Origin of the sequence: Klebsiella sp. CN_Kp097 (assembly GCF_040064495.1) — a bacterium.
GTDB classification, from domain to species: Bacteria; Pseudomonadota; Gammaproteobacteria; order Enterobacterales; family Enterobacteriaceae; genus Klebsiella; species Klebsiella aerogenes.
Window position 1 is genome coordinate 218,237 of sequence record NZ_JBEAIL010000007.1, and the last position, 13,580, is coordinate 231,816.

Annotated in this window: 12 protein-coding genes and 1 pseudogene; 8 read left to right on the top strand and 5 right to left on the bottom strand. The window is 56.6% G+C overall.

Annotation, left to right across the window (positions count from 1 at the left end; translation table 11 throughout):
* Positions 1-30 precede the first annotated feature (30 nt).
* From tssA to ABLV07_RS11450, 8 genes and pseudogenes are all read left to right on the top strand, one after another.
* Positions 31-1,605, top strand: a complete 1,575-nt coding sequence (gene tssA, locus ABLV07_RS11415; RefSeq protein ID WP_015705644.1) for a type VI secretion system protein TssA — start codon at positions 31-33, stop codon at positions 1,603-1,605.
* A gap of 72 nt (positions 1,606-1,677) precedes the next feature.
* Positions 1,678-1,956: pseudogene (locus ABLV07_RS11420) on the top strand (type VI secretion system baseplate subunit TssF); the annotation flags it as partial.
* Positions 1,957-2,290: 334 nt separating this feature from the next.
* The gene (locus ABLV07_RS11425; RefSeq protein ID WP_015705641.1) at positions 2,291-2,863 is read left to right on the top strand and encodes a DUF3304 domain-containing protein; all 573 of its coding nucleotides are present in this window, start codon (positions 2,291-2,293) and stop codon (positions 2,861-2,863) included.
* On the top strand, positions 2,836-5,280 hold the full coding sequence (locus ABLV07_RS11430; protein ID WP_348861445.1) for a DUF2235 domain-containing protein: 2,445 nt from the start codon (positions 2,836-2,838) through the stop codon (positions 5,278-5,280). Before ABLV07_RS11425 ends, ABLV07_RS11430 begins: the two co-directional genes overlap by 28 nt.
* 108 nt (positions 5,281-5,388) lie before the next feature.
* The gene (locus tag ABLV07_RS11435; RefSeq protein ID WP_213194032.1) at positions 5,389-5,958 is read left to right on the top strand and encodes a DUF3304 domain-containing protein; all 570 of its coding nucleotides are present in this window, start codon (positions 5,389-5,391) and stop codon (positions 5,956-5,958) included.
* A 228-nt stretch (positions 5,959-6,186) separates the two neighbouring features.
* Complete coding sequence (gene tssJ / locus ABLV07_RS11440; protein ID WP_175879567.1) at positions 6,187-6,723, top strand: type VI secretion system lipoprotein TssJ; 537 nt, start codon at positions 6,187-6,189, stop codon at positions 6,721-6,723.
* Between the two features lies 1 nt (position 6,724).
* On the top strand, positions 6,725-7,168 hold the full coding sequence (tssE, locus tag ABLV07_RS11445; RefSeq protein ID WP_020078623.1) for a type VI secretion system baseplate subunit TssE: 444 nt from the start codon (positions 6,725-6,727) through the stop codon (positions 7,166-7,168).
* Between the two features lie 20 nt (positions 7,169-7,188).
* Positions 7,189-8,529, top strand: coding sequence for a VasL domain-containing protein (locus tag ABLV07_RS11450; protein WP_320896785.1), 1,341 nt, complete (start codon positions 7,189-7,191; stop codon positions 8,527-8,529).
* Between the two features lie 65 nt (positions 8,530-8,594).
* Here the strand turns inward: ABLV07_RS11450 and ABLV07_RS11455 are convergent, their stop codons facing one another.
* From ABLV07_RS11455 to ABLV07_RS11475, 5 genes are all read right to left on the bottom strand, one after another.
* Positions 8,595-9,161 (bottom strand): DJ-1/PfpI family protein, encoded by a 567-nt coding sequence (locus ABLV07_RS11455; RefSeq protein ID WP_015366302.1) that lies wholly within the window; start codon positions 9,159-9,161, stop codon positions 8,595-8,597.
* Between the two features lie 171 nt (positions 9,162-9,332).
* Positions 9,333-9,527 (bottom strand): hypothetical protein, encoded by a 195-nt coding sequence (locus tag ABLV07_RS11460; protein ID WP_015366303.1) that lies wholly within the window; start codon positions 9,525-9,527, stop codon positions 9,333-9,335.
* Between the two features lie 203 nt (positions 9,528-9,730).
* Positions 9,731-10,813 (bottom strand): oxidoreductase, encoded by a 1,083-nt coding sequence (locus tag ABLV07_RS11465; protein WP_015705632.1) that lies wholly within the window; start codon positions 10,811-10,813, stop codon positions 9,731-9,733.
* A 13-nt stretch (positions 10,814-10,826) separates the two neighbouring features.
* Positions 10,827-11,573 carry a DeoR/GlpR family DNA-binding transcription regulator gene (locus ABLV07_RS11470; protein WP_180236780.1) on the bottom strand — a complete coding sequence of 249 codons (747 nt, stop codon included), beginning with the start codon at positions 11,571-11,573 and terminating at the stop codon, positions 10,827-10,829.
* Between the two features lie 187 nt (positions 11,574-11,760).
* Positions 11,761-13,578 (bottom strand): ABC transporter ATP-binding protein, encoded by a 1,818-nt coding sequence (locus tag ABLV07_RS11475; RefSeq protein WP_126033178.1) that lies wholly within the window; start codon positions 13,576-13,578, stop codon positions 11,761-11,763.
* Positions 13,579-13,580 lie beyond the last annotated feature (2 nt).

The window sequence follows — 13,580 nt, forward strand, 5'->3', positions numbered from 1 at the left end:
GAGTGAACAGCGCAGGGAGGATCTTTATTAATGGCATCAGTTCATACATTGATTAGTGCGAGCCAGGTAGCGCCGGAAGCGCTGGCCGCACAGACCCAGCAGCGTTTGCTGCTGTGGGAAAACTGGCTGCAGCCGGTCACGGCCGAGCAACCAACGGGCGATGATCCCGGCTATGACGATGATTTCCAGTTGATGCGCGAAGAAGTGAATAAGCTATCCGGCGCCAATACCGATCTGATTTGTCAGCTTGCGGAAAAGCTGCTGACCACCGTCACTCAGGATATCCGCGTCGCCTCATACTACGCCTGGGCCCGCCTGCACCGCGATGGCGAAGCGGGTCTGGCTGATGGGCTGGAATTACTGGCTGGATTAATGCAGCGTTTTGGCGTGAGTCTACACCCGCAGCGGGATCGCAGCAGGAGAGCTGCCCTTGACTGGCTGGCGAGCCAGCGCATGCTCGACAGCCTGTCGTTATACCCGGAGGTATGCAACAGCGATGCGCTACGTATCACCGGCGCGTTGCTGATCATGGAGCAGACGCAAGAAGGGGCGGTCCCCGGCGCGTTGTGCGCCGCCCTCGAAACCCGGTTAATGAAATCCGGCGGGCCAGAAGCTGTGGTCCCGCAGAATATCAGCGATGCGCCGCTAGCGGCGGTGGGGGGCAGCGCGCCAGTGCTCAGCGGTATCACCTCTGGTCAGGAGCTGCTGACGCAGGCGCGGGTGCTGGCAAAGTATCTCAGCGACCAGCCGGATGGCTGGCTCTCTGCCCATCACCTGATAAAGAGCATTCGCCATGATACGCTGCATCAGTTGCCGCCGTTACTGGCGGGCGGCAGAACTCGTATTGATCCGCCAAAACCGGACCAGCGGGCGCTGCTGAAAAGGCTGTATCTCCAACAGAGCTGGATGGAATTACTCGAGCAGGCCAGCGAGATGTTTTCCCGCGGCGCAAACCATCTGTGGCTGGATCTGCAGTGGTATGTTCACCAGGCGCTGTTGAAATCCGGGCGCGACGCGCAGGCCGCTATTATTCAGCATGATCTGCAAGGACTGCTGGCACGTTTGATCGGCCTGGAAGGGTTGGCGTTTAACGATGGTACGCCGTTTGCCGATGAGGTGACGCTGAACTGGATACAGCAACAGGTGCTGGATAATGCAACCATCTGGCTGGACGACACCGCTTCCCGCGCCGTCACCGCTTCCGGCGACGACAACATCCTTCAGTTAGAGCCGGAGGCGCTGGCTCTGGTCGACAGCGATGGCGCTGAGGCGGCGCTGACCTGGCTGCAACATCGTCCGGGTATCACCACCCCCAGAAGCCGCTGGTTACTGCGATTATTGATGGCGCGGATTGCCGAGCAGAGCGGGAAAAACGAACTGGCGCAACATCTGCTGGCGGAACTGGACGTGCTGGCAGCCACGCTGTCACTGGCGCAATGGGAACCGGAACTACTGTTTGAAGTCCGAGCGCGTCATCTGCGGCTGTTGCGCGGTAAGGCCGGACGCAGCGAAACGGAAAGAGCTCGTCTGCAGTCGCAGATGGACCGTTTGCTGGCGGACCTGATTGCTATTGACCCCGCCCGCGCGGCGGTGCTGTGCGTTTAAACGCCTGATGATCGTCATGGACGAGTAACGGATAGCATACGATCGATGATTTAACCTTGCGCTATTTCGATGCTGGATCTCGACAAAGCCGGTACGCCGGATCCCTACGTAGAGCGTCTGTTTGAAGGGGTTGCTTTTTCCATGGAGCGCTTGCGGGAAAAGATTGATGACGACCTGCCTGAGCTTACCGAAGGGCTGGTTAGCATGCTGTGGCCGCACTATCTGCGCACCATTCCGTGGCTATCGGTGGTGGCGCTGACGCCGGAACTACCGACGATGAAGATGGCGGAAACGGTGCCTGCCGGGCTGGAGATATATTCCCGCCCGCTGGGGCCGAAAAATACCGTCTGCTGCGCCGCCTGCGCAGAGCGTGGGGCTATGACTTTGCCCACACCGGCATCGTGGCGCAGCTGGGTTCGCCGCAGATGCTGGATTTTTACGATAATAGCGTCCTGCCGGGCCTGCGAGTAAAACAATTATTGAACTTAATATCGGCGAAATAATTAATACACGCACGAACGGATATGAAATAACTGCTGAGAATATTTATCGTGGCCAATATTCATTGACCGCTACAAATATCATCATCAGTTATATATAGAGGTTCATCTATTAGCATAAATACAAGCATTTAATTACGCCATTTATTAATAAGTCATCACTTTGTATTTGTAAGGACACATCAATGATAAAGCATATCCGTATTTTGCCCGGCGGGCTGGCGGTGCTGGCCGCCGTTTTTCTCTGCCTGCTGACGGCCTGTCGCGATCACAGTCGCGACGGGATGAGCGGCGCTGATATAAATGTCTATAACCACGGTCCAGACGCCATTGTTTCTATGCAGGTTGACGGCTACGGCGGGCCAAGGGCGAATCCCTACGGCGGCGGCGGCGGCTTCTGCTGCGTGATGGTGCCCAACGACTGGCGACCGGGCCTGACGGCAAAAATCACCTGGACTTCCGACCCTAACTCCTGGATGAAATCGAGTGAGATGCCGGACGATTATGAAACTCACTATCAGAAACATGGGCCGATTACTGTCCCTATCGAACATTGGGAGAAGGGGCAGGCCTGTGGCTTTGATGTGCATATTTTCCCCTGCGATAAAGTGCGGATAGTGCGTTCCTGCATCCCGCCTGGGCAGCCGGGCTACCCGGTACCCCAGTCTCCTCCTGACTGGGAGCAACGAGCGGATAAGATCATTTTCAAACATATCAAGGAGGAGATCGTATGTCCGACACCGCAGAGTCCACGCTGAATGCCCTGAAGGCGCTTATTGCCGCCTTTCAGACCGGCGCCACCCCGGTCGCGGTCAAAACCTCCACCGCGGAAGCGGCCAGCTTACCGCCGAAGTTTCCCGGGCCGGATGATGAAAAGGAGAAAACGCCGGCGGATAACTCCACGCAGCAGAAAGCCGAATACAACGAGCGCGGCCGCCTGCCGGCGAGCAGAACGCAGACCGAAGGCAACTATGCCAGGCAGTATCTGGAGGGTTATGTCGGGGAGTCCGATCATCAATCGGACAAAAAAACGGAGCCGGGCTGTCCCGCCAGCCTGCATATCAGCCTGTTCTTTGACGGTACCTGCTGTAATGAAAAGGGGGCCGATGAGGTGTATGGCTCGCGTAACCCGCCGCTGACTAATATCGGCCGCCTCTATCATGCAGCCAACTGGAAAGATCAGAAGGAAGCAGCGGAGAGTGACGGTTACTTCAGCTACTACTTTCCCGGCTGTGGCGCGCGCTTTCCGGAGATTGGCGAGAACGAATACTCGCTGGACGGCGAGCTGTTTGCCAACGGCGGTGAGGACCGTATCAACCAGGCGCTGCTTAAAACCTACAGCAGCATTTGTTATGCGGTGAGAAAGGAAAGGATCGAGGACAGCGAGCTGGATACCTTTCGGCCACAGATGGCCACCGTCTGGCCCTTCTCGCGGCTGACCCAGAAGTTCAACCGTAAAAGCGCGCTGGATGAGTTCTGCAACAACCATCTGGGGTGCGTGGTCAACCAGTGGCCACGGCAGCCGACGCGGCTGCATATCCAGCGCTCGCAGCGGCGCATCGCCAAAATCAAGCTGTTCGTCTACGGCTACTGCCGGGGGGCCGCCACCGCTCGCGCCTTCGCCCGCGGGCTGGAGTCGCTGCTTGATGACGCTAAAATGCCGCTCGATGCGACAAATATGCTGCCGGCGGGGACCGGGGTGCCAGGCGGCCCGACCCTGCTGGGCATCCCCATCAGTATCGAGTTTATGGGGCTGCTGGATACGGTCTCCGCGGTTGGCGTGCCGCATATCCTGCCGTCGGCCACCGGGCATCTGGGCTGGGCGGCCAACAACCTGCGGCTGCCGACCACCAAAGGCTTCTTAAAAAGCTGCTACCACTTTGTCGCCGGCCACGAGCAGCACGGCGACCTGCCGCTGGACTCCATTCGCGGTCCGGACGGTAAATACCCGGCGGGAGCGGTGGAGGTGGTCTATCCCGGGATGCATGCCGATGTTGGCGGCGACTGTAAACCCACGGAACTCGGCAAAGTGCAGACCGATGCCGCCAGCCTGCTGTCAAAGATTGTGCTGCACGATATGTATGCCGCCGCCTTCGATGCCGGGGCGCCGCTGAGCGTACCTGAGGAAGTATTGCCCGGCGGCGCCAAAGGCAAAAAGTATCGGGTAATGACCAATGATGTATTAAAACAATTCAAAATCTCCGCCCAGGCGATCGCCCTGTTTAACGCCTGGCAGCAGGCCGGGGCGCAGCAGGCGGGGGCGAAGACCGAAACGCCGGCCGTCAACGAGGCGGAGGTGGTGGCCATCGCCGTGGCCCAGGGCCGGGATCCGGTCGCCGCGCTGAAGGCGGCTCACGACAAGGCGGATGGCGATAAGGCGAAAGCCGCGGCCACCGCCGCGAAGCCGCCGGAGAACGGCCCGCTGGGCAAGCTGCCGGATCCGGTGTATGTGCCGCTGAAGGCCAAAGCGCTGGAGGTGATGCTGGCGGACCAGCTGAGCTGGATCACCGCCTGGCGCACCGAGCGCTTTGCCAGCCCGCAATACGCCGATAAGTATTATCAGCGCAAGCCTTTCTATCAGCAGGCGCTGAATGAATCGTCCGGCGCGCTGCCGTCGGCGGCGGCGCCCGCGGAAAACGAAGGGCCGCGTGAAGTGCCGTTTATCGATAAGGATCGGCTGGATCGCGCGGCGTGGGGCTATGACTTTGCCCATACCGGTATCGTGGCGCTGCTGGCTCAGGTGCTGCTGGATGTGATCCCCACCACGCAGACCAACCAGCTTGGCGGTCCGCTGGTGGCGGCGCAGGAGTCAGAATATATCCAGATCAAGAAAAGCGGCGATGCCCGGCGGGCGGCGCTGATGGGCTCGCCGACGATGCTGGATTTTTACGATAACTACGTGCATGACACGCTGGCCAAATATAATCACGACCCGCTGCACTCCTCGTTTTCACACGGCTATTTTGCGTCGCGGACGATTTACGATAACGATGACGATACGTGGGATTCGGTGAAACAATTTGGTCAGCGGGTAAAAGCGATTATAGATATTAATGTTGGCGATATATTAGTGCAGGCGCGAACGGATATGAAAGATCTGAATACGGTATCGGGCGTGTTGGGTAAAATATATCGCGATATAAAAAGCGAGGCTTTTAAAATACTGCTTCCCTGACACTTTAATTACCATATTACTATGGACGGCGTCGTAAAAATAAAAATCTGTAATTACGTCATCTCTTAATAATTCATTACTTTATTTTATTTTTGTAAGGATACATCAATGATAAAGCATACCCGCATTTTGCCCACAGGGCTGGCGGTACTGGTCGCCGTTTTTCTCTGTCTATTGACGGCCTGCCGCGATCACAGTCATGACGGCATGAGCGGCGCTGATATAGCCGTATTAAACCACGGACCTGATGCCATCGTTTCGGTGCAGGTTGATGGCTACGGAGGGCCCAGGGCGAATCCCTACGGTGGCGGTGGCGGATTCTGCTGCGTGATGGTGCCTGATGTCTGGCGCCCGGGACTGACGGCAAAAATCACCTGGACCTCCGATCCTAATGCCTGGATGAAATCGAGTGAGATGCCCGATGATTATGAGACTCACTATCAGAAACATGGGCCGATTACTGTCCCCATTGAACGCTGGGAGAAGGGGCAGGCCTGCGGTTTTGATGTGCATATTTTCCCCTGCGATAAGGTGCGGATAGTCCGTTCCTGCTACGGTCGCGCAGATCCGAAATACCCGATACATCCTCATCCTGATGAGGATAAAAAAGCAGATAACGTTATTTTCAAACATATCAAGGAGGAGATCGTATGTCCGACACCGCAGACTCCACGCTGAATGCCCTGGCTGGGCGCCCATTTGGATGTACGGCTACAGCTGTATGTGGCCCGCCATTTATTACCGGCTGCGCAACGCTCTTGCCAACCCAAAAACGCGGCGCGGTTAGGGCGGACCGCGGTACTGCGCCCGCTTAACGCGCAATACCCTGCTACTGACATTATCACCATTCATCTGGGGCGTTATCAGCGCGTCCGAAAAATATTCACCGAAGGGAGAACGATGAAGATGGCAACTATCGCTGGTAAAAATTGCGCCACATTGCTGCCCATCACTCTCACTGCAGCCTTAACCGGCTGCGGCCTGACGCAGAGCGTAAAAGATGGAGCCGTCTCAGTGACCTACGCTATTTTTTATAAACAGATCAAAACGCTGCATTTGGATATTCGGGCCCGGGAAGGGGTGAACCACAATGCGCAAGGGGCGTCATTGGCAACCGTAGTGCGAATTTACCAACTCAAAGAGCGCAAAGCGTTTGACGCCAGCGATTATCCCTCGCTATTTGCTGACGATAGCCGGGCAATACCAAGCGATTGGCTGGCCCAAAAAGATATCCGTCTACGCCCGGGGGAATCCGTGGCGCTGGATATGCCGCTGGAGACGGCGGCGCAATACGTCGCGGTGGCGGGGATGTTTATCGCGCCGGATCGGGTCAAGGACAGCTGGCGGTTAGTGTTGACCCGCGACGACCTCGACCCCGACAAGCCGCATATTATCGAAGCCGGTCACAACCGGCTGACGCTGCAACCGTTAAAAGGTAACTAAAATGCCACGCCCCTCACTTTACGACACCCTGTTTGGTAATTTCTCCGGCGGTCTCGATCTGCATCAGATCGGTGAAGAAAATCAGGTCATTTTATCGGTGCTTGATAATATGCAGCGTATCCTCAACTGCCGGGCGGGTACGCTGGCGCATCTTCCGGATTACGGTCTGCCGGATATGACAAAAATTCTCCAGGGGATGCCGGGTAGCGCGCACCAGTTAATGACCACGCTGTCCGCGGTACTGCTCAAATACGAACCGCGGCTGAAGAGCCTCCGTGTGGAGATGCTCGAACAGACACAGCCGGGCGAACTGCGTTATGCCATCGACGCGGAACTGAAGGAAATTGGTCTGGTACGCTATGGCACGGAATTTATGCCTGAAGGCAGGGTTCTCCTTCGCCATCTGAAACAGCAACAGTATCTGAATGCCCGCACCGCTATTTAGCCCTCACTCTGGTTACTCCTATGACAACTTATCCTAAGCGTCACCTGACTACCGGCGGCGATCCGCGCACGCTGGCAGACTACGCAAAGCTGCGTGAAGAAATGCATAAACTCAGCCACCCGGCGCGCCCCGACGTTGACTGGCTGTACGCAGAACGGCTTTGTCTGTCGCTGTTTGACCGTAACGGCGTAGAGCTGCAGACTGCGGCCTGGTATACGCTTGCCCGTACGCAGTTAACCGGTTTATCCGGGCTGAATGAAGGCCTGGCTATCCTGGAAACGCTGATTACCCGTCAGTGGGGGAGCCTTTGGCCACAGCCGGTACACGCGCGGATGGAAATCCTCAGCGGTTTGGGTAAACGGCTACAGCAAGCGCTGCGTACGCTGACGCTGACCTATGCCGATCTTAGTTTGATTTATGAGGCGGAAGCGCATCTGAAAGCGCTGGATGCTGCGCTGCAGCGTCTGGAATTAAAGCATGCCAGTCAGTTTGATGCGTTGCTCAATTTGATGCATAACGCGGCGGTACGGCTGGAGAACAGCGATGGCGTAACTAGCGCTGATACCCTACCGCACGTAGTCGCGATGGAGAATGCTTCCACCCATTTGGATGAGCGGGTTGAGCGAACGAAGTGGATTTATATTGCGCCGCCGGAAACGCTGCCACACGTGCAAGCCGGCAATGAGCGTCAGAATTCTGAAAAACGATGGCGACCTTTTGTGGCCGGTATGCTGACGATGCTGGCGCTGGCCGCAGCGGCGGGATGGGGGTGGCAGGCGATGGCTAAACCAGAGCCGGAACAGCGGCAATTCGCTCTCAGTCTGGCGCCATTGCCGACTGTACTTTCGCCAGATCAGTTACGCTCCTTTTCTCTGCACGCACCGTCAGCAGACAGTGGGATAAAGCAGACCCGGCAGCAGCTTACACATCTGGCTCAACTCAAGCCGAATTGGGCCATCGACTATAGCGAGCAACTGGTACAACAGGCACAAGTGCTATGGCCGGAGCAGGCGAAAGCATTGTCCTCGCAGTGGCGGCAGCAGATCATAGCCGCCGCGCTGCCGGCGGAAAATCTCACCGGGTGGTATCAGGGAATGCAGCAACTGCAGCAATTAACTCAGCGTCTGGATGCCCTTGATGAACAGAAGGGCAAATACATGACGGTTAGTGAACTGAAATCCGCGGTGTTCGCCATTACTCAGTCTTTTAATCGAACCGTCCCGGCTGAAGAACAGTTACGCCAACTGTCAGCGATGACAGAAGGACAAATCAGCCGTGCCGCGCAGCAAAAACAGACGGAACAGCACCTGCAACAACTGATAGTCTCTTATGCGCTACTGAAAAGTAAAACGCCGGAATAGCTTCGCGCAAGGCGTAAGGGCTGAGGCATCTCGTAGCGTAGCGACGCCAGCCCTGGCAAAGGTGCTTACCGCTGCAGCACCTCGGCAAATTTAGCAAGCCACTGCGGATGGGCGGGCCAGGCGGGGGCGGTGACCAGATTGCCGTCAACGTGCGCCTGGTCGATGCCAATATCCGCATAATGCCCGCCGCTGAGTCGCACTTCGGGAGCGCAAGCCGGGTAAGCGCTACAGGTACGGCCTTTAAGAATACCCGCGGCGGCCAGAAGCTGCGGGCCATGGCAAACGGCAGCAATCGGTTTATGCGCGGCGTCGAAAGCCTGTACCAGCTTAATTACCTGCTCATTCAGGCGCAGATATTCGGGGGCGCGGCCGCCGGGGATCAACAGGGCGTCGTAGTCCTGTTCTCTGGCGCTGGCAAAATCGGCGTTCAGCACGAAGCGGTGACCGGGTTTTTCGCTGTAGGTCTGAGCGCCGTCAAAATCATGAATCGCCGTCATAATATAATCGCCTTTGCTCTTATCCGGACAGACGGCATCAACCTGATGGCCGATCATCTGTAATGCCTGAAACGGTACCATGGTCTCGTAATCTTCAGCGTAATCACCCACCAGCATTAAAATTTTCTTGCCCATATTCTTGTTCCTCCCACGATAAAGATGAATAAGATATAGACTGCCACAAGAGAGAAAGCGAACCGTGAGGGCGCTCAAAAATGGTTATTGATGACATTTGGCTGCCGGGATTTAACCCGAGGGGAATGCGTTGCCGCAGCCAACGGCCACGGCAACAAGAAGCGGTCAGAGTTAATCCACGTTAGTGAAGTAGTCGCGAGCGACCGCTTCCACACGCTTTGCTTCCAGGCCGGTCTTTTCGCTGATCCCGGCGATAAACGGCTTGAACTGCTCGGTCATCACATGGCCGCCGTCCCAGTGGGCGACGTAGTAACGGCACTGATAGCGATAAAAGTGGAGGGTCTTTTCTCCTAACGTGTAATACATGACATTCTCCTGTCCAGTGTGTCGGGCTGCGTCCGCAGAAGCTAAGGGCGTACCACAATAATCAGGTATTTGATTATATCCTGCTCCCAAATGTGGGAAATTTCCAGCAGCCAATTGGCGATCGAGAGAGATTTTCCTGGGGAGAGTTTTCAGCAGAAGAGAATATGTAGCGGCTGAAGAGTACGACAGCCGCCAGGGAGAGCTTACTGAAGCCCGGCCAGTTCGTTGGCGGTTAACGCCAGCTTCTGCACGCTGCCGCTTTCTGACGAGGCAACGGCAGCTTCCAGCACCGCCATCACTGCCAGCGCCTGTAGCGGAGGCACCGGGTTGGCAATTTTGCCCAGCAGGGCATCGCGAACCTGAATATAGTACTGGCGCTGATCGCCTTTCGGCGTGGCGAGCGTGTGCGCCTGCAGGCTGGCGTCGAACAACGTCATGCTGTCGTCATCCTGGCCCCAGCTTTCACTCCCTGGGATGACGCCTGCCAGCAGTTGGCTCTCCTGCTGGTCTGCTTTCAGTTTCACGACGCTGCCGCTATCTCCGTGGACCGTGAAACGCGAGACGCCGCCGGCCACCAGCATGCTACAGTGCAAAATCACTTTGTGCTGTGGATAGTTCAGTACCACATGTGCCCAGTCGTTAATCTCCGCGCCCTGGCGCAGGGTGGCAATATTGCCCTGTACAGTTTGCGGCAGGCCGAAAAGTTGCAGCGTCTGGTCGATCAGGTGCGGGCCAATATCAAACCACAGGCCACTACCTGGTACATTCTGCTCGCGCCAGCGGACGCGAACCTGCGGGCGGAAGCGGTCGATATGCGACTCGAAATGCTTAACCTTGCCGATCAGCCCCTGCTCGATGGCCTGCTTAATGCCGAGATAATCGCTATCCCAACGGCGGTTATGGAAGACAGAAAGCAACCGTTGCTTTTCTTCCGCCAGCGCGATCAGCTCGCGCGCTTCCTGCATATCGAGAGTAAAAGGTTTATCTACCACTACGTGCTTACCGGCATTGAGCGCCAGGCGAGCCAGCGGGGCGTGGGTGGCGTTTGGCGAAGCGAGTACCACCAGATCGACGTCCGGATGCTGAATGGCCTCTTCCGGCGAAGCGATGACCGCGACATCCGGCAGATCCTGCTTCACTTTAGCTTCGTCGCGGGAGGCGACGACGGCAAGCTTTAACCCTTCGACCGAATTAATGAGCGGCGCGTGAAACGTTTTGCCGACAAATCCGTAGCCGATCAGCGCAATATTAATGTGCTTACCTGCGCCGTTGATAACTTTATGCATGACTTTCTCCACGTTATTCAGCGTCAGCAATGCTGACCTGCATTGAATTGTCTTCGCCAAGCGCGTGCCACGGCTTGTCGAGGAATATACGATCGATGTGTTTCAGTTCGGCGACCAGGTAAGGCTCGCAGCGATTAAGTTTCAGATGATCAGCCACCAGCCAGTGCTCGACGCTGGCAGCCAGCATGGCGCGTTTCACTTCAGCATCCGCTTCCTGGCTGGCGCTAAGCCCTTGCCGCGCATGGATCGCGCAGGCGCCGAGAATGGCGATATCCGCGCGGTAACGAGAAAGCAGCGCCAGCGTGGCGCTACCGGCAAACAGCCGCTGCCGCATATCCCATTTCCCGCCAAGTAAAACCAACTCGATATCGGGCCGTTCGCTAAATAGTTGGGCAATATCCAGCGAAGGGGTGATGACCGTCAGCGGTCCTTTTAGATGAGCGGCGACGGCCAGTACCGTGCTGCCGGCGTCTAAAAATAGCGTTGCTCCCGGTGGGACCTCACGGGCGACCAGCGCGCCAAGGCGTTGTTTAGTCTCCGGCAGCAGCGCGTTGCGCCCCTGGCGATTCATGGCCGGAAGATCGAGGGCGATAGCGCCGCCATGGTTTTTCTGCACCAGTCCGCGTTTTTCCAGGTCACTTAGATCGCGGCGAACGGTATCGGGTGAGACCTGCAATCGTTCAACCAGTTCGCTGATGCTAATTTGACCGTTTTCGCTCAGTAGTTCGAGCAAAAACTGTTGTCGGGCGGTTTTATGCATAATTGCTGTTCCTGCAAAATACTGCAACAACCTGCATAATACAGCATGATGTGAGAATGTGAATCGCAAAAAACAGCAAAAAATGCGTTGCCAGTTAAAAGGGGAGATGGAGCATCGCTTTTTGGGAAGGGGGACCGGCTCAGCGCAGCCTGTAGAGCGTTAAACCGGTCTATTCAAGGTAATCCGCTCAGCGCATTACCCAGTGCTGATTACCGACTTGTTCGTAGCGACGGGTCGGCGGCTGCCAGTCTTTATCGCGAAACGGCGACGGCAGTTCATCGTTATTGGCTTCACGCAACAGATGGCGACGAGACGGATCGGTCTTTGGGATCGCCGCAATCAGCTTTTGCGTATACGGGTGCTGCGGATTGGCGAAAATGGCCTGCCGCGGGCCAATTTCGACGATTTCACCGAGATACATCACCGCCACCCGGTGGCTGATCCGTTCAATCACCGCCATATCATGCGAGATGAACAGAAAGGCGATTTTCATCGTTCGTTGCAGTTCGATAATCAGGTTGACCACCTGCGCCTTGACCGACACATCCAGCGCCGACACCGACTCGTCGGCGATAATCACCTTGGGGTTCATCGCCAGCGCGCGGGCAATGCAGATGCGCTGGCGCTGACCACCGGAAAATTCATGCGGATAGCGGTTAAGTACCGCGACGTTGAGCCCCACTTTTTCAATTAATTCATGGGCGCGCGCCAGCGCCTGCTGGCGGGTGGCAAGGCCATTTTCCAGCAGCGGTTCAATCAGCGTTTCCTGGATTTTCAGCCGCGGATTCAGACTGGCGAACGGATCCTGAAATATCATCTGGATATCCTGACGCATCCGCTTTTGCTGCTGGCGCCCGGCTTGCAGGACGTCATAGCCATTAAGGCGAACATGGCCGGATTGCGCCTGGACCAGGCGAATGAGACTGCGACCGGTGGTCGATTTACCGCAGCCTGATTCGCCCACCAGCGATAGCGTTTCGCCGGGCCATAAATCAAAGCTGACGTTTTCTACGGCGTGGATATGCCCGGCTAACTGATTGAAAAAGCCTTTTTTGACGGGAAAACGGGTGACCAGGTTTTTGACCGACAGCACAGGTTCGTTGCTGGTCAGACTGAGATCCGCTTCTGGCGGATAACGATGAATTTCTCCGGTTTGCAGGTTCACCGATGGAAATTTACAAGGGGTCGAGCTTACATCCATTTCACCTGCCGCAGGTACCGAGGCCAGCAGCGCGCGGGTATAGGGCTGTTGAGGTGCGGCGAATAGCGTCGTTGTGCGCTCGCATTCGATGGCGTCGCCGCGGAACATCACCAGCGTATCGTCGGCGGTTTCCGCGACTACGCCCATATCATGGGTAATAAACAGCACTGCGGTATTGTTTTCTGCCTGCAGAGTTTTAATCAGATCGAGGATTTGCCCCTGGATAGTGACGTCCAGCGCGGTAGTAGGTTCATCGGCGATCAGCAGTTTAGGCTTCAGGGCCAGCGCCATCGCGATCATCGCGCGCTGGCGCATACCGCCGGAAAACTGATGCGGATATTCATCGAAACGCTGTGCGGCATGCGGAATGCGGACTTTTTCCAGCAGGGCGATGGCCTCCTGTTTCGCCTGGCGCACCGATAACCTCTGATGGCGGATAAAAACTTCCGCTATCTGATTGCCGATGGTAAATGCCGGATTAAGACTGGTCATCGGCTCCTGAAAAATCATCGCTACCTCGGCGCCGCGTACACGACGCATCTCCTCTTCAGGAAGCTCGAGCAGGGATTGGCCGCCGAGCAACACCTGTCCCTCGGTACGGCTATGGCGGGCAGAAAGCAGGCGCATGATGGCCATCGCCGTCACGCTTTTGCCTGAGCCCGATTCGCCGACAATCGCCAGCGTCTTACCTGGATAAAGGCTAAAACTGATATTACGCACCACTTTCTGCCAGCTATCGCCGTGGCGGAATGAGATGCTCAGATTGTTGACGGCCAGCACTGGCGCAGGCGTTTCCCGGTTCATGA